14 protein-coding genes are annotated in these 15,876 nt (G+C 61.0%); 10 read left to right on the top strand and 4 right to left on the bottom strand.

What is annotated here, in order from left to right; all coding sequences use genetic code 11:
- Positions 1-34 precede the first annotated feature (34 nt).
- The 4 genes from KI237_RS30165 (at position 35) to KI237_RS30150 (ending at position 4,729) form a co-directional block, all read left to right on the top strand.
- The gene (locus KI237_RS30165; protein WP_212798258.1) at positions 35-508 is read left to right on the top strand and encodes a tripartite tricarboxylate transporter TctB family protein; all 474 of its coding nucleotides are present in this window, start codon (positions 35-37) and stop codon (positions 506-508) included.
- A gap of 9 nt (positions 509-517) precedes the next feature.
- The gene (locus KI237_RS30160) at positions 518-2,038 is read left to right on the top strand and encodes a tripartite tricarboxylate transporter permease (protein WP_212798257.1); all 1,521 of its coding nucleotides are present in this window, start codon (positions 518-520) and stop codon (positions 2,036-2,038) included.
- Between the two features lie 80 nt (positions 2,039-2,118).
- On the top strand, positions 2,119-3,276 hold the full coding sequence (locus KI237_RS30155; RefSeq protein WP_212798256.1) for an L-talarate/galactarate dehydratase: 1,158 nt from the start codon (positions 2,119-2,121) through the stop codon (positions 3,274-3,276).
- A 19-nt stretch (positions 3,277-3,295) separates the two neighbouring features.
- Positions 3,296-4,729, top strand: coding sequence for an FAD-binding oxidoreductase (locus tag KI237_RS30150; RefSeq protein WP_212798255.1), 1,434 nt, complete (start codon positions 3,296-3,298; stop codon positions 4,727-4,729).
- Between the two features lie 79 nt (positions 4,730-4,808).
- On the opposite strand, the gene KI237_RS30145 is transcribed toward KI237_RS30150, so the two are convergent.
- Both KI237_RS30145 and KI237_RS30140 read right to left on the bottom strand, forming a co-directional pair.
- Complete coding sequence (locus tag KI237_RS30145) at positions 4,809-5,516, bottom strand: NUDIX hydrolase (RefSeq protein ID WP_212798254.1); 708 nt, start codon at positions 5,514-5,516, stop codon at positions 4,809-4,811.
- Positions 5,506-6,063 (bottom strand): adenylyltransferase/cytidyltransferase family protein, encoded by a 558-nt coding sequence (locus KI237_RS30140; protein WP_212798253.1) that lies wholly within the window; start codon positions 6,061-6,063, stop codon positions 5,506-5,508. Before KI237_RS30140 ends, KI237_RS30145 begins: the two co-directional genes overlap by 11 nt.
- A gap of 169 nt (positions 6,064-6,232) precedes the next feature.
- Between KI237_RS30140 and KI237_RS30135 the strand changes: the two genes are divergently transcribed.
- From KI237_RS30135 to nadE, 3 genes are read left to right on the top strand one after another with little or no spacing between them, the layout of a single operon-like run.
- A complete protein-coding gene (locus KI237_RS30135; RefSeq protein ID WP_212798252.1) occupies positions 6,233-6,880 on the top strand; it encodes a nicotinamidase in 648 nt (215 codons plus the stop codon).
- Positions 6,881-6,889: 9 nt separating this feature from the next.
- Positions 6,890-8,119, top strand: coding sequence for a nicotinate phosphoribosyltransferase (pncB, locus tag KI237_RS30130; RefSeq protein WP_212798251.1), 1,230 nt, complete (start codon positions 6,890-6,892; stop codon positions 8,117-8,119).
- A 1-nt stretch (position 8,120) separates the two neighbouring features.
- On the top strand, positions 8,121-8,957 hold the full coding sequence (gene nadE, locus KI237_RS30125) for an NAD(+) synthase (RefSeq protein ID WP_212798250.1): 837 nt from the start codon (positions 8,121-8,123) through the stop codon (positions 8,955-8,957).
- 7 nt (positions 8,958-8,964) lie between these two features.
- Here nadE and KI237_RS30120 read toward each other — a convergent pair whose 3' ends face one another.
- Entirely contained in the window at positions 8,965-10,854 is a 1,890-nt protein-coding gene (locus KI237_RS30120; protein ID WP_212798249.1) for a methyl-accepting chemotaxis protein, read from the bottom strand.
- A gap of 189 nt (positions 10,855-11,043) precedes the next feature.
- On the opposite strand from KI237_RS30120, the gene nudK reads away from it, so the two are divergent.
- Complete coding sequence (nudK, locus tag KI237_RS30115) at positions 11,044-11,640, top strand: GDP-mannose pyrophosphatase NudK (protein ID WP_212798248.1); 597 nt, start codon at positions 11,044-11,046, stop codon at positions 11,638-11,640.
- A gap of 13 nt (positions 11,641-11,653) precedes the next feature.
- Here nudK and KI237_RS30110 read toward each other — a convergent pair whose 3' ends face one another.
- Positions 11,654-13,867: an LTA synthase family protein gene (locus KI237_RS30110; protein ID WP_212798247.1), complete on the bottom strand. Its 2,214-nt coding sequence runs from the start codon at positions 13,865-13,867 to the stop codon at positions 11,654-11,656.
- Between the two features lie 329 nt (positions 13,868-14,196).
- Here KI237_RS30110 and KI237_RS30105 point away from each other — a divergent pair, with 329 nt between their 5' ends.
- Positions 14,197-15,099: a LysR family transcriptional regulator gene (locus tag KI237_RS30105; protein ID WP_212798246.1), complete on the top strand. Its 903-nt coding sequence runs from the start codon at positions 14,197-14,199 to the stop codon at positions 15,097-15,099.
- A gap of 125 nt (positions 15,100-15,224) precedes the next feature.
- Positions 15,225-15,851 (top strand): glutathione S-transferase family protein, encoded by a 627-nt coding sequence (locus KI237_RS30100; RefSeq protein ID WP_212798245.1) that lies wholly within the window; start codon positions 15,225-15,227, stop codon positions 15,849-15,851.
- Positions 15,852-15,876: the final 25 nt, after the last annotated feature.

The raw sequence follows: 15,876 nt of genomic DNA, 5'->3' as shown, positions 1-15,876 counted from the left end.
CGATCCCCCGTCTTTTCCAGCAAGAGGAGCCTGTATGGATTCCTATAAAAGAAACGAGCTGATAGCCGGGCTGGCCATGCTCGGCGCCGGCGTGGCTTATCTGATCTTGACCCTGAAGCTGCCGCATCGCGGTTTCATCGACGCCGCGTTTGTACCCTGGGTACTCGCCGTCGCGCTGTGCCTGTTGGGAGCATTGCAATTGTGGGCGTGGCGAAAGCTGCCGGACAAGAGCCCTGAACCGGCGGAAAAGCCGGAGTCGATCGATTACCCGACGGTCTTCAAATCCCTGGCATTGGTGCTGCTTTTTACAGCGCTGCTGGAGACGGTGGGTTTCGTGATCATGACGGTGCTTTATCTCTATGCCCAGTTCATCGTGCTGACCCCGGCGGAACAAAAGGTCAAGCACCTTCAATACGCGTTGATAGCGGCCGTTTCGTCAGTCCTGATTTTTTACATTTTTCGCCATGGCTTCGACTTGCTCTTGCCTGTCGGTTTATTGGATTTCTAGGGGACGGCCATGATTGAACTCATGCAAACAGGCTTCGCGGCCGTACTTACACCCTACGTCTTTCTCCTGATCACCCTCGGTGTTGCGGTGGGGATCGTTTTTGGCGCGGTGCCCGGCCTCTCGGCCACCATGGCTATCGCGCTGTGCTTGCCGCTGACGTACTCGATGGGGCCAGGCCCGGGCTTGGCGCTGCTGGTCGCGCTGTTCGTCGGCGCCACCTCGGGAGGGCTGATATCGGCGATATTGCTCAACATACCGGGAACGCCGGCCTCCATCGCGACGACGTTCGATGGTTGGCCGCTGATGAAACAAGGCCATGGCGTCAAGGCCCTTGGGATTGGCGTGGTGTTCTCGTTCCTCGGCACGATTTTCAGTATTGCCGCGCTGATGTTCATTGCCCCGATCCTGGCGGAGCTGGCATTGAGTTTTGGCCCGCACGAGTACTTTTCCATCGCGATCTTCTCGTTGACGTTGATCGCCACGCTGTCCACCGGCTCGCTGGTCAAAGGCTTGTTTGCCGGTTTCCTGGGCTTTGCCTTCTCCACCGTGGGAATCGCGCCGGTCGAGGCTATTCGCCGCTTCACCTTTGGCTTGCCAAGCCTCAATGGCGGCTTCGCCATGCTCACCGTCATGATTGGTATGTTCGCCGTCGCCGAAGTGCTGAAGTTCGCCGAAAGCGCACGCTTGAGCCACCGGGCAAAACCGCAGCACGTCAGTATGAAAGGTGTGAAAGGGTTTGGCTTTTCGATGAAGGAGTTCGTCGGCCAACTGCCCAACGCCACCCGTTCATCCCTGATCGGTCTGGGCATCGGCATCTTGCCCGGTATCGGGGCCGGTACCTCGAATATTGTTTCCTACATCGTGGCGAAGAAACGTTCCAAGACGCCTGAGGAGTTCGGCAAAGGCAAGATCGATGGCGTGGTCGCCAGCGAAACGGCCAACAATGCCGGCATCGGCGGGGCAATGATTCCGCTGCTGACATTGGGCATTCCCGGTGATACCACCACGGCGGTCATGCTCGGCGGGTTCATGATCCATGGCATCCAGCCCGGGCCGCTGCTGTTCATCAGCCAGGCACCTTTGGTCTACACGATTTTCGCCGCGCTGATCCTCGCTTCGGTGCTGATGCTGGTGCTCGAGTTCTACGGCCTGCGCATGTTCATCAAGTTGCTGGCGGTGCCCAAGCACATTCTGTTGCCGATTATCCTGGTGCTCTGTGTGGTCGGCGCCTTTGGCCTGAACAGCCGGATCTTCGACGTCTGGGCAGTGCTGCTGTTTGGCTTGCTGGGGTACGGTTTCGTCAAGGCCGGTTTGCCGATTGCGCCGTTTATCATCGGTTTCATCCTCGGCCCCATGGCTGAAACCAACTTGCGCCGTGGCTTGATGCTGTCCGATGGCAACTTCAGCGGCTTCCTGAGCAATCCCATCTCGGCGGGCTTCCTCATCCTGGCCGCCGCCTCCATCTCCTGGCACTTGGTGACGGTGATTCGCAACCGCAAAAGTGCTGCTATTGAATTGATGCGCAGCTAGCCCCCTGCTTTTGTCCGCATTCGTTGCTGCAACACGATCCCGTGTTGCGGCAGCCGAACCCAAACATTCGGAGCATAGCCATGCAAGACACGCCTCAAACGTCTTCCGCCGACGACGACCGCATTGCCTGGGTGCGCGTGGCCTCGGTTTTCCTGCCATTGGCCAACCCCATCAGCGATGCCAAGGTACTGACCGGTCGGCAAAAGCCAATGACCGAAATCGCCATTCTGTTTGTTGAAATCGAAACCAGGGACGGCCACCGTGGCCTGGGGTTCAGTTATTCCAAGCGCGCCGGTGGCCCGGGGCAATTCGCCCACGCCCAGGAAGTCGCCCCCAGCCTCATCGGCGAAAACCCCAGCGACATTTCCAAACTGTGGGACAAGCTCTGCTGGGCGGGTGCCTCGGTGGGGCGCAGCGGCCTGGCAACCCAGGCAATCGGTGCGTTCGATGTCGCCTTGTGGGATCTGAAAGCCAAGCGGGCCAATCTTTCCCTGGCGCGCTTGCTTGGCGCCCATCGTGATTCTGTCCAGTGCTACAACACCTCGGGTGGATTCCTGCACATCCCGCTTGATCAATTGATGATCAATACGGACCTTTCTCGGGAAAAGGGCATCGGAGGGATCAAGCTCAAGGTCGGCCAGCCTGACCAGGCGCTGGATCTGCACCGGGTCAGTACCATCCGCAAACACCTGGGCGATGACTTCCCCTTGATGGTCGACGCCAACCAGCAGTGGGACCGACCCACTGCGCAGCGTATGTGCCGGCGCCTCGAGCCGTTCAACCTGGTCTGGATCGAGGAGCCGCTCGATTGCTATGACGCCGAAGGCCATGCTGCGCTGGCGCTGCAATTCGATACGCCGATCGCGACCGGTGAAATGCTCACCAGCGTCGCCGAGCACTGGGAGTTCATCAAGCTGCGCGCGGCCGATTACCTGATGCCCGACGCGCCCCGTGTGGGGGGCATCACCCCTTACCTGCGGGTCCAGGCATTGGCCGAGCAAGCGGGGCTGATGATCGCACCGCACTTTGCCATGGAACTGCACATTCATCTGGCCGCCACCTATAGCCGCGAGCCTTGGGTGGAGCATTTCGAATGGCTGGAGCCGCTGTTCAACGAACGCATGCAAACCCGTGATGGCCGCATGTTGGTGCCCACCCGGCCTGGCCTTGGGCTGTCCTTGAGTGAGCGCGTGGCGGGTTGGACCGCGGGTCAGGCAACGTTCGGGCAGCGTCCGTAAACCGGATGAGGAGAGCGGGATGTCATCCTTGAGTGATGAAGTACTCCAGCGCATCGAGCGGGTGGTCGGGCAGGCCGGGCTGGTGCGTGACCCGCAGTTGATGCAGCGCTATCTGACGGACTGGCGTAACGCCTATCAAGGCCAGGCGGCGTTGGTGGTGCGCCCGGCGACGACCGACGAAGTGGCGCAGGTTGTACGCATCTGCCATGAAGCCCAGGTTGCCTTGGTGCCGCAGGGCGGCAACACCGGGTTATGTGGCGGCTCGATCCCTGATGCCTCTGGCAACCAATTGGTGTTGTCCTTGACCCGGATGAAGCGCATCCGTGAAATCGACCTGGCCAATGAAACCATCACGGTCGAGGCCGGGGTGATACTGCAGCAACTACAGGAGGCCGCCAGCCAGGCCGGTCGCCTGTTTCCGCTGTCGCTGGGGGCGGAGGGCAGTTGCACGGTGGGCGGCAATCTGGCCACCAATGCCGGCGGCACGGCGGTGCTGCGTTACGGCAACATGCGTGAGCTGACCCTCGGCCTGGAAGTGGTACTACCCGACGGTCGCGTCTGGAATGGGCTGCGGGGCTTGCGTAAAGACAACACCGGCTATGACCTCAAACATTTGTTCATGGGCTCGGAGGGTACGCTGGGTATCATCACCGCGGCGGTGCTCAAACTGTTCCCGGCGACCCACAGCACGGCGACCGCCTGGGTCGCGCTGCCTTCGCCGCAGGCGGCGGTGGACTTGATCGGCCATGTTCGCAGCCTGTGCGCCGACCGCTTGACGGGCTTCGAGATGATGTCGCGCCAGAGTCTGGACTTTGTCCTGGACCATGTGGCTGGCTGCAGTGACCCCCTGGAAGCGCAGCACCCTTGGTACGCCTTGATCGAGTTGCGCGACACGGTGCCCGACGCGCCCTTGACGCTGTTGCTTGAAAACGGCCTGGCCCATGCCTTCGAGCAGGGTTGGGTCCTCGATGCGGTATTGGCCAGCAGCCAGGCACAGGCCGCAGCGCTGTGGGCACTGCGCGAAGGTATTTCCGAGGCGCAGAATCATGAAGGCCCTAGTCTCAAGCACGACATCAGTGTGCCCGTGAGCCGGATACCGGAATTCATCGAGCGCACCGATTGCGCGCTGCAACAGGACTTTGCGGGCGTGCGCATTGTTTCCTATGGCCACATGGGCGACGGCAACCTGCACTACAACATCAGCAAACCGCTTGGCGACACGGACGCCTCGTTCAAGGCCCGGGAGCACGCGATCATGCAAGTCATCTACCGGATGACGACGGCCTTCAACGGCAGCATCAGTGCCGAACATGGGCTGGGACAGGCCAAACCAGAGGCGGCGGTCCGCTTCAAAGACCCTCTGGAGATCGAGTTGATGCGTGCCATCAAACGCACGTTGGACCCGACCGGGCTGATGAACCCCGGCAAGGTCTTCACGGCCGGGTTGGAGTGATCGAGTCGGCCGCTGCTAGCCTCCGCTCCGATACTCGGTGCAGTGGAGGGCGCCAGCATTTGCGTTTGCCCACTAGGCGCTACTCCAGAAAACAACGATCGAAAAGGTAAACGCTACCCGGCTTGAGGTTTTCCACCGTGCGTTGCGGGCGGCCGCCGTCGCCGCTTTTCTTGCGACCGGTCTCTTGCAGGTAGCCTGCCTCGGTCATCTTCAGCAGACGCTGGCGCATGCTGGTCTTGAGCACCGGGCGATCAAGCACCACCGAGAAAATGCCCACCGCTTCCGGCGCACTGAATTCCGGGCCCAGGAACATCAGTGGCAGGCTGCTATAGAGGGCTTTGGACAACAGCCGCTCGTGGACCGCCGCCACCAGGCTGTTGTGATCGAAGGGCAGTTTTATCGACGCATCCGCCACGTCCTTGAGCGGGAAAAATCCCTGGTGTTCGGCGAGCTCGACCGCATCACTGGCAATCGCCAGGTAGAACGTCGAGGACGACCAGCAGCGCGGATCGCGGAAGGCGTCGCCGACGGTGCCGACCTGTTCGATCCAGGCCAGTGGCATCCCCACCTTGTTCGAGTGGCGCAGGCGCTCAACGGCGTCGTTCAGCGTGAGATCCTCGACCCCTCCATTGACCACGATCCCAGGCAACGCCCAATGCCCGGTGAACGGTTCGGCTTCCCTGCGGTTCAGCAGGATTTCAATGGCCTGGGCTTGCCGATTGAAGCGCAGCACGCAGAGGTCGATGGTGTGCAGATAATCGCGCGCGGGAGCTGGGCTATTCGGCATGTCGGTTTCCGTGGGTCGCATAAAGGTCATAGTTTAACGGGTCCATGCCGGGTGCCATCCAGTGGCTGGGCAACGGTTCGCCCAACGCCAGGCGTTCGCGAAGCAACGTGCTGCGTACATGGATCCTTTCCTCCACGCACAGGATGGAAAAACGCTCCAGCAATGCCTGGCCGCGATAGAACCTCGGCAACTGGTCCGCCACATCCTCTCCCACCACCAAGGCGATGCGCTTGCCGTCCAGCGCCAGGCTGTCGGCGAGGTGGGCGAGCAGGGTGTAGCTGTAGATGGCGCCTTCGACGCCACGGGCCACGATCTGCTCCACCCGGCTGGCGCGCACTTCGGCATGGCACAGCGGCTGGATGTTTTCGACGATCGCTTCCAGCCAGTTCAGGCGAACTTCATAGTCGACCATTCGCTTGCCGCAAGGGTGCCTGAAGCTGGGCGCCACCAGCACGCGCCGCGCCTGGCGGGAGGCTTCGATCATCACCTGGGCATGGCCGGCGTGCGGGGGATTGAAGGCACCGCCATAAAGCGCAATCTCGAACATGGCTTATCCTCATTTGGTACGTGACGTGTACTTTAGCATCGAAATCTGTAGCGACATATCCATGCTTTCCTTATTTTTTGAATGTATGCGTGAAAATATTTCGCAAACGAGGCTTGTCGTTAAAGTACATGACGTGTACTGTTGCAGCCATGAAGAGGAGAAACCCAGTATGAACAGCCTGACCCGGAAAACCGCTTCCTTCGATGTCGATGCGCAAAAGAGCTTTACGCCGCTATGCCCCGATGAGCTTCCGGTGCCGGGCGGCGACCAGATTGCCGGTGAGCTGAATTTCATCGCATCCCTGGCCAGCCTCCGTATCGGCAGCAAGGACGCCCATTCGCCCCTGGCCCCGTGGGTGGTCGCCGATCACGCACAGATGTTCGTGCCAACCGGGCTCGAGCACGCCGACATCACCTGGGTCAGCCACTGCGTTCCCGGCACCGAAGGTTTCGCCCTGCTGGACCAACTGCCGACTCCCTACGACTACGACTATTTCGTCTGGAAGGGGGTCGAGCCGGATTTGCACCCCTACGGCGCGTGCTATCACGACCTGCACGGCAAGCTGTCCACCGGGGTGATCGAGTACCTCAACGGCCTGGGTGTGCAGCAGGTGATTGTTGGCGGGCTGGCGCTGGATTTCTGTGTCAAGACCACCGCTCTGCAACTGGCTGCCGCTGGCTTCAAGGTGATCATTCACCTCCCGGCCTGCCGGGCCATCAGTGAAGAGGGGGCCATTCAAGCCATTCACGACATGCGGCAAGCGGGCGTCTCGGTTACCGCGACGCGCGAAGAAACCCTCCAGTTGGCGAACGCATAAGGAAGAGCCATGGACAGTGCATTCGATTCAAACAGCGGCACCATCCAGAGTCTTCTGGATACCGACTACTACACCTTCACCATGATGCAGGCGGTCTTGCACCAGCACCCGAATGTAGAAGTGGAATACCAGTTCATCGTGCGTTCCAAGGAGCGGCTCGGTCACCTGATCCCGCAGATTCGGGACGAGCTGGAGAAACTGGCCGGGTTGCAGCTGCGCGAGGGTGAGCAGCGGTTCTTGTTCAGCAAGCGTTTCCGCGAGTACCTGACACCGGACTTCGAACAGTTCCTCGGCCTGTTTCGCTTCAATCTGCGCTACATCCACGTTTCGGAGGTCGACGGCCAACTGCACATCCGCGTCCGTGGTCCGATGTTGCATTGCATCATGTTCGAGCAACCGGTACTGGCGATGGTCAGCGAGTTGCGCAACCGCGAGAAATACCCCGAAGTCGAGTTGGCCGACGTCACCCGCAAGCTGTACCAGAAGTTCGAATGGCTGGAGAAAAACGCCAGCCGTGAAGAGCTCGCCGAGTTTCGTGTGTCGGACTTCTCCACCCGGCGCCGGTTGTCGTTCAGGGCCCAGCGCGAAGTGGTGAACGTCATGCGCAGCGATTTCCCCGGGGTCTTTGTCGGCACCAGCAACGCGCACCTGGCCTATGAGTTCGATCTTCCCCTGATCGGCACGATGGCCCACCAATGGCTGATGGTGCACCAGCAACTCGGGCGCTTGCGCGAGAGCCAGAACGCCGCGTTGGAGAACTGGGTGCGCGAGTACCGTGGCCGCCTGGGCATCGCCCTCACGGACTGCATCAGCACCGATTTCTTCCTCAAGGATTTCGACCTGTACTTTGCCAAGCTCTACGACGGCCTGCGCCAGGACTCCGGTGACCCCATCGTCTGGGCTGACAAAGTGCTGGGGCGCTATCAGGAGCTGGGCATCGATCCGCGCACCAAGGACCTGATGTTCTCCGATGGCCTCAATTTCGAAAAGTGCCTGCCGATCCTGCGTCATGTTCGCGGCAAGGCCAAATTCGGGTTTGGCATGGGCACCAGCCTGGCCTGTGATGTCGACGGTGTCGAGCCGCTGAGCATCGTCATGAAATTGGTGCGGGTCCACGGCGAGCCGGTCGTGAAGTTCTCCGACGACCCGATCAAGAACGTCTGCGAGGATGCCTCGTTTCTGCGCTACGCCGCCCAAGTGTTCAACGTCGCCCTGATCAATCCACAGCTGGGAGCCTGATATGACTACGCTTGCGCAAGAACGCATTGCCCAGGACCTGGGCATCGACCGTCAACTCACACGGGGTGGCGAAGCAACCGAGATTGCCCGCCGCATCGAATTCATCAAGCAGATCCTGCGCGAATCGGGTTGCCAGTCCCTGGTCCTGGGGATCAGTGGCGGTGTCGACTCGCTCACCGCCGGCCGCCTGTGCCAGTTGGCGGTGGAACAACTGCGGGATGAAGACTACGAGGCGCGTTTTATCGCCGTCCGGTTGCCCTACAAGGCTCAGGCAGATGAGCAAGACGCCCAGGCGTCCCTGGATTTCATCCGACCGGACTTGATCACCACCAGCAACATCGCCGCTTGTGTCGACGGGCTGATGGGCAGTGTCGCCATCGACGGTTTGCAGCCTTCGGCCGAGCTCATCGACTTTGCCAAAGGCAACGCCAAGGCCCGGGCGCGGATGCTGGCGCAATACGCCATTGCCAATCTGAGCAACGGGTTGGTGGTGGGCACCGATCATGGGGCGGAGGCGGTGATGGGTTTTTTCACCAAATTTGGCGACGGCGCGTGCGACCTGGCCCCGCTGTCCGGGTTGACGAAGACTCAGGTGAGAATGTTGGCCGATGCGATGGGCGCCCCCGGCTCTCTGGTGCACAAGGCTCCGACCGCTGATTTGGAGGACCTGGCACCCGGTAAGCTGGATGAAGTGGCGTATGGCTGCAGCTATGAGGAAATCGATGGGTATCTGATGGGCGAAGAGGTGTCGCCGCAGGCGCGACAGATCATTGAACGCGCCTACCTCAAGACGGCCCACAAGCGAGCATTGCCCCGCGTCCCGCCTACCCGGTTGTGAATGACGCTCAGATCTTGAAGGTGTTGACCATTTGTTGCAGGCGGCGTGACTGGTTTTCCAGTTCTGTGCAGGCCTGCAAGGTGGATTGCAAATGGCCGACCATTTCCTGGTTCAGGTCATTGATGTGGCTGATGTCGCGATCCAGATTGTCCACCACTGAGGTTTGTTCTTCGGTGGCGGTGGCTACCGACAGGTTGATCTCGTCGATCTCGCCGATGCCCAGCAGCACCCGATTGAGTCGCTCCCCCGCGAGCCTGGCGGTCGTGACGTTGTCGTCGCTGTGACGCTGGCTTTCGAGCATGGCGCTTACGGCGCTGCCGGCACCTGCTTGCAGTTCCTCGATCATGCTGTGGATTTCCTGGGCGGACTGTTGGGTGCGATGGGCGAGCGTACGCACTTCGTCCGAGACCACGGCAAAACCGCGCCCGGCATCTCCGGCGCGGGCGGCCTCGATGGCAGCGTTAAGGGCCAGCAAGTTGGTCTGGTCGGAGATGCCTTTGATGACGTCGAGAATACGTCCGATCTTCAGCGTTTTCTCATTCAGGCTTTCGATGTCCTGGCGGGTATTGACCACCTGCGAGGAGAGTTGCGACATGGCGCTGATACTGCGTTGCACCACCGATTGGCCTTCCTGGGTCTGATCCCTGGTATCAGAGGCGCGGCTTGAAGCATGAGCGGCGCTGCGGGCGATTTCCTGGGCTGCGGCCCCAAGCTCATTGATCGCCGTGGCGACGTTATGGGTCAGCGCCGCTTGGGTGTCAGAGCTTTTCAGGGAAGCGTTTGACGCCTGGCTGACCTGTGCCGCCAATTGGGTGAGCTGGACACTGGACGCCAGGACTTCTCGGATCGACTGCTGGATACGTTCGACGAAGCGGTTGAACCCCCCGGCCATCATGCCGAACTCGTCCCGGGACAGGCTGTGCAGGCGCTGGGTCAGGTCGCCTTCGCCATCGGCTATGGATTGCATGGCCGAGCCCATGCTGCGTAATGGTCGCATCAGGGCATTGATCAACAGGCCGAGCAAACCGACCGTCACCAGCATGGCGATCAATGTGGCGACCAGCGCCGAAGTGCGAAATTCGTGGAGTGCGGCGTAGGCTTTGTCTTTATCCACGGAAAGTCCGATGGACCAGTGCAGCGAGGGCAGGCCGTTGATCGGTGTAAACGTGACGATCCGCGTTCGGCCGTTTTCCTGCACTTCATTCAAGGCGCTGTTGATGCCTGGCGGGCCTTCGGGGAACGCTTGGGCGAGTGTCTTGGTCACTTTTGTATTGTCCGGGTGCACCAGGACCTTGCCGTCGTCGCTGACCAGGAAGGCATAGCCTATGCCGTTGAGGTCCACGGCATTGATGATTTTGGCGAGTTGTTCCAGGCTCAGGCTTGCACCCAGCACACCCACGGCCTTGCCATCGACCTTGAGCGGAGCCGCTTGGGTCATGATCAGATAATCAATACCGGCACCGATGTAGGGTTCGGTCAGCACCGGTTCAAGGGTGCGAGCCGCGTCTTTGTACCAGGCACGCTGGCGAACATCATACCCATCGGGCATTACCCGTTCGGGGTGAATAAAGAAATGACTGTCTTCAAGGCCGACGTAGCTGGCGATGAAGGTCTTTGTAATGATGTCCTGGGAGAGAATTGCGCCGATCGTTTCCGGGGTGGGGTTGGCGGCGATGGTTTCGGCGGCACCTTCGATCAATAGGATCCGGCCGGCCAGCCAGCTGTCGAGGTTGGCGCCCAGCAACTGGCCGGTGGCCTGTAAGTTGCGGTGCAGTGCTTGGCGGGTGCTTGCTTGCTGGCGATGGTCGTTGAACAACGAGAAAGACAGGAATACCGCCATCACGATGACGCAGGCACCCAGAAGAATCTTGTGGCCGAATTTCAGGTTGATGCCCATGAGGAGTTCTCGTCTGGTTTTTTTTATGGGTGCAATCCCCGCAGGCTCAGGGCTGGTCGAAGATTTAATGAGCGGGCAGGTTTTGTCGAACTAGAAAAAACGATCGGGCATCGTGATTTTTTTTGTGAGCATGAAAGAGGTGCGGATGGACTTTTCAAAGGGGACCCCGGGTTCCGAACGGAGTGGGCAATGACACAGGCAATTGGCATCCAGGATCGCGTACGCATCAAGCACGTCGAAGTCCTCTCGGACAATTGGTACGTGCTGCGCAAGACCACCTATGACTACCTCGGGCGCAACGGCCAATGGCGCGAACTGACGCGCGAGACCTACGACCGTGGCAACGGCGCCACCATCCTGCTGTACAGCAAGGCCAAGCAGACCGTGGTGTTGACCCGGCAATTCCGCTTCCCGGCCTTCGTCAACGGCCACGATGACCTGTTGATAGAAACCTGCGCTGGCCTGTTGGACAACGACGACCCGCACACCTGCATCCGCAAGGAAACCCAGGAGGAAACCGGCTATATCATCCAGGACGTGCGCAAGGTATTCGACGCCTTCATGAGCCCGGGCTCGGTGACGGAACGGGTGCATTTTTTCGTCGGCGAGTACTTCGATGAAGACAAGCTGCACGAAGGCGGCGGCCTGGAAGCCGAGGGCGAAGAGATCGAAGTGCTGGAGCTGCCCCTCGACCAGGCCTTGGGCATGATCGAGACCGGGGAGATTTGCGACGGCAAGACCATCATGCTGTTGCAATACGCCAAGCTGCATCGGTTGCTGGATTAGCCGCGTTTTTTGTTCAGCTGGATTGGGCCTCGCCGTCTTCCTGCATATCGTCCAGGTATTGCGGCTGGTCCGCCTGCTCAGGCAGTTCGGTCACGACGCTGAAGTCGCTGATCTCGATGGCGCCGACCCCGTGACCGAGCAGATGGAAGGAAAACGCCTTGCGCTGCTGCGGGTTGTCGAAACTGATGTTCATCACCAGCGGCTGGTCGGGTGTCACCGCCACGTCGGTGGGCAGGTCCATCGATACATCCTGTTCGAACTCCTTGGCCTTGAGGGAAATGTAGGCGGCATGGTCAGCCTCCACAGTGCGGATGGTCAGGCTGACGCGGGTCTGTGAACCCTTGGGCATTTCCAGGTATTGGGCACCGATCAGGTTGTCGGTCCAGTCGTTGGTGACCTGGGCCGGCAGCGGGATTTTATCCGCGCTGCCGAACTGATAATGCTGGTTCAAGGGGGTGCGCAGCAGGGTCTGGTCCAGGGCCGTGGCCCGGGCGCCGATCAGCCTGGCGCGCTGGCCGCTGTATTGCCCGCCGTAGGTTGCGCGGTCGGCAATGAAGCCTGCGCTGGAGTAGTCACGACAATGCTGGAGGAAGTCGCACTCGGTAAAGGTGCCCTTGCCGTTGTGATAGCGCAGCTTACCGTTGGTGAACGACATGATTTCCCGACCCGTCGGGTAGTCCCTGAACATCGAGCGGCCGGACAACGACGCGGGCACCGCAAAGCCGAAGTAATCGAGGATCGAGGCGGTCAGGTCGACATGGCCATAGGTACCTGACTTGATCCTGGGCAACGGCTCCGGCGCCAGGGTCAGGTTGAACCCCCAGGACGACGCCAGCCGCACGTCGTCGATGCCATGGGATTCGTCCGAGGTGATGACCACCAGGGTGTTGTCCAGGATGCCCTGGCGTTCCAGGCCCGCCAGGAAGTTTGCCAGTGCATCGTCCAGGTAACCCACCGCTGCCTGCTTGGCGGTGTCGTAGCGTTGCAGGTAGTCATCCGGTGCCGAGTAGGGTTGGTGCGTGCCCACGGTCAACAGGGTCAGCATCCAGGGTTTGTCCGTTTGTTGCAGTTGCCCGACATAGTCCAGCGCACCTTCGAAGAAGGTCTTGTCGTCCTTGCCCCAAGGGAACTCCAGGTAGGCGGGGCGAGTGAACCATTCCATGCCCAAGGTTGTGTCGAAACCGATGTGCGGCATGATCCGGTCCTTGGCCATGAACCGCAGGCCCGCGCCCTGCAGGAAATGCGTGGAAAAGCCGTTCTGGCGCAACTGGGCCGGCAGGCAGGCCTGGTTGCGCTGGGTCTGGTTGAGCATTTCGACGCCTTTGGGCGTGCCGTTGTCGAGCTTGTCGTAGTCGCCACACAGCATCGCGTACAAGCCGCGGATGGTCTGGTGGCTGTGCAGGACGTAATCGGGTGTGTTCATGCCGCGCTCGGCCCAGGCACTGAGGTGCGGCATCAGGTTCTCCTGATAGCTGCTTTTCAAGGCCTGGCGGTTGGCGCCCACGTAGGCACCGGGAATGCCCTCCAGGGCGATGACCAGGACGTTGCGCGCCCGGCCCGGTTCGGCCAGCAGTCTGTTGCCATCGAGGTCCAGCCGGGTCAGACCCTCCATCGGCGGGGCTGGGTCCACCGCATCGCCGTCGAGCCATTGCCGGGCCTGGTCCTGGCCGGCGGCGATACTGGCGGTGATGAGTTGGTGAGGCAGGTTGAACACGTTCCATTGGTCCGCCTCGCTGGGGCGCCAGGCTTGCAGCGCGCCGTGGCTCAGCAGGAGCAACACGGGCACGGCCCAGGCGTGGCGAGGCAAGCGTGGCGCCTGGCGGGGGCGGCCGGTCCATTGAGTCATCAGCCAGAACGCCAGCGCGGACAACTGGATCGCGGCCAGACAGGGATGGGCAAAGCCGCCGCTGGTGGAGTTTTCAACGAATTGCGGGTCGGTCAGATAAAGAATGTCCGAAGGATTGGGCATCCGCCCGACCGCGCCGACCAGCTCGATGCTGGCCAGCGTCAACGCGCTCCAGGCCAGCAATACCGGGAACGCCAGCCACCCGGGCCGACGATGGAGCAGCACGATCAGCAACCCGCCGATACCCAGGTCCGAGAGATAGCCCAGCGGATCGGACCAGCCGAGGGCCAGGCGCAGGATCATCGGGATGAGTAATACGCATCCGACCAGGGCGATAAGGGCGGCGTTGGGGTGGGTTGACGCGCGATAAAGAACGTTCACAAAAGCAGGCCTTTCGGTTGAAACCAATCCACTGAACGGACACGACCCTGTGGAAGCGAGCTTGCTCGCGATAGCGTCGGATCAGCTGAATTCATCTCGGCTGACACACCGTCATCGCGAGCAAGCTCGCTCCCACAGAGGGGGTTATTTGGTCATGAAACTGTCATGTGCAGGGATGGTACCAAGGGCAATCGCCCCTGGCCGGGCCAATGTCCCGGTGTCTGGTTGCGCTACGCTGTGGTTCACTGGCCCAGGCCTCTACAATGGCCGCGTAGCGCTGCTTTGAGACGCGCAGAAAACTTGTATCAGGATTTCTCATCGGGGGATGGATGGACAGGTTCCAGGAAATGCAGGTTTTCCTCGCCGTGGCCCAGGAGTCGGGGTTTTCGGCCGCAGCGCGACGCCTGGGGCTGTCGGCGGCCAGCGTCACGCGGGCGGTGGCGGCGTTGGAGCAACGCATCGGCACGCCATTGTTGGTGCGCACCACCCGCAATGTGTACCTGAGCGAAGCCGGCCAGCGCTTTCTCGAGGACTGTCGCCGGATCCTGAGCGATTTACAGGAAGCCGAGGATTCGGCGGCCGGCAGCCACGTCCAGCCCCGTGGCCAGTTGACGATTACCGCGCCGGTGCTGTTCGGCCAGTTGTTCGTCACGCCGCTGCTGGTGGATTACTTGCACCGGTTCCCCGAGGTCAGCATCAACGCTTTGTTGTTGGATCGTACGGTCAGCCTGGTGGAGGAGGGCATCGACGTTGCCCTGCGCATTGGCGAGCTGCCGGACAGCAACCTGCACGCCGTGCGTGTCGGTGAAGTTCGGCGGGTGGTGTGCGGGGCTCCTGATTTCTTCACGCGCCACGGACGGCCCCGGCATCCGGAAGACTTGGAGCGAATGCCCGTGGTGGCGTCATCGGCCATTGGCCAGGTCAAAAGCTGGACCTTCATCGATTCAGGTCAACCGTTGACCGTCCGGCCCGTGCCTCGGCTGGTGGTGACGGCCAACCAGGCCGCGATCACGGCGGCCTGCCTGGGGCTGGGGATGACGCGAGTCCTGTCTTACCAAGTGGCAGGCAACGTGGCGGCCGGGGAACTGGAAATCGTCCTGGCCGATTTCGAATTGCCGCCGCTGCCAATCCATGTGGTGTACCAGGGCGGGCGCAATGCGCCGGCGCGGGTCCGCAGTTTTGTCGATTTTGTCGTCAGTGCGTTGCGCGAACATCCGGCCTTGAGCGGTTGAAGCATTGTTTCTCTGGCTGAAACAATGGATTGCATTTCTCGGTGATTCTCTTGTTTTTGTCTGGAGCGGAAGATGACCCCATCGACGCCGTTGTGCTGATGGCGTCATTTGCAGCGGAGTCGACCATGAACCCTATCAAGCACTATCACTTCCCGCTTTCCGGCCATTCCCACCGCGTTCAACTGATGCTTTCGTTGCTCGGGCTGCCTGTCGAAGAGGTCTTCGTCGACTTGGCCAAGGGCGCGCACAAACAGGCGGATTTCCTGGCGCTCAATGCTTTTGGCCAAGTACCGGTCATTGACGATGACGGCGTGGTGCTGGCGGACTCCAACGCGATCCTGGTGTACCTGGCGCACAAATATGGCAAGGGCCGCTGGCTGCCGACCGATCCTGTTGGCGCCGCCCAGGTGCAGCGCTGGTTGTCGGCGGCGGCCGGGCCGATTCATGCGGGGCCGGCCACGGCGCGGCTGATTACGGTGTTCGGCGCGACCTATAACGCCGAGGACGTGATTGCCCGTTCCCACACCGTGCTGAAAGTCATCGATCAGGAGTTGAGCAGCCGCGCTTATCTGGCGGGTGACGCTGCGACCGTCGCGGACATCGCCGGCTACAGCTACATCGCCCACGCACCGGAAGGCAATGTGTCGTTGGAGGACTATGCCAATGTGCGGGCCTGGCTGGCGCGGATCGAAGCCTTGCCGGGGTTCGTGGGCATGCCGCGTACGGTTGCCGGGTTGCAAAAGCATCCCTGAAGCGGAACCCGGTGGCGAGGGGGGT

The sequence above is a fragment of the Pseudomonas sp. St316 genome, assembly GCF_018325905.1.
GTDB lineage: Bacteria > Pseudomonadota > Gammaproteobacteria > Pseudomonadales > Pseudomonadaceae > Aquipseudomonas.
The sequence above is the reverse complement of the archived record's forward strand: the minus strand, read 5'-3'. Positions and strand labels throughout refer to the sequence as shown.

Coding starts and splice junctions, on each gene's coding strand:
- KI237_RS30150 (WP_212798255.1), top strand. CDS start 3,296: ATGTCATCCTTGAGTGATGAAGTACTCCAGCGCATCGAGCGGGTGGTC.
- KI237_RS30120 (WP_212798249.1), bottom strand. CDS start 10,854: ATGGGCATCAACCTGAAATTCGGCCACAAGATTCTTCTGGGTGCCTGC.
- pncB (WP_212798251.1), top strand. CDS start 6,890: ATGGACAGTGCATTCGATTCAAACAGCGGCACCATCCAGAGTCTTCTG.
- KI237_RS30135 (WP_212798252.1), top strand. CDS start 6,233: ATGAACAGCCTGACCCGGAAAACCGCTTCCTTCGATGTCGATGCGCAA.
- nadE (WP_212798250.1), top strand. CDS start 8,121: ATGACTACGCTTGCGCAAGAACGCATTGCCCAGGACCTGGGCATCGAC.
- KI237_RS30140 (WP_212798253.1), bottom strand. CDS start 6,063: ATGTTCGAGATTGCGCTTTATGGCGGTGCCTTCAATCCCCCGCACGCC.
- KI237_RS30155 (WP_212798256.1), top strand. CDS start 2,119: ATGCAAGACACGCCTCAAACGTCTTCCGCCGACGACGACCGCATTGCC.
- KI237_RS30100 (WP_212798245.1), top strand. CDS start 15,225: ATGAACCCTATCAAGCACTATCACTTCCCGCTTTCCGGCCATTCCCAC.
- KI237_RS30165 (WP_212798258.1), top strand. CDS start 35: ATGGATTCCTATAAAAGAAACGAGCTGATAGCCGGGCTGGCCATGCTC.
- KI237_RS30105 (WP_212798246.1), top strand. CDS start 14,197: ATGGACAGGTTCCAGGAAATGCAGGTTTTCCTCGCCGTGGCCCAGGAG.
- KI237_RS30160 (WP_212798257.1), top strand. CDS start 518: ATGATTGAACTCATGCAAACAGGCTTCGCGGCCGTACTTACACCCTAC.
- nudK (WP_212798248.1), top strand. CDS start 11,044: ATGACACAGGCAATTGGCATCCAGGATCGCGTACGCATCAAGCACGTC.
- KI237_RS30145 (WP_212798254.1), bottom strand. CDS start 5,516: ATGCCGAATAGCCCAGCTCCCGCGCGCGATTATCTGCACACCATCGAC.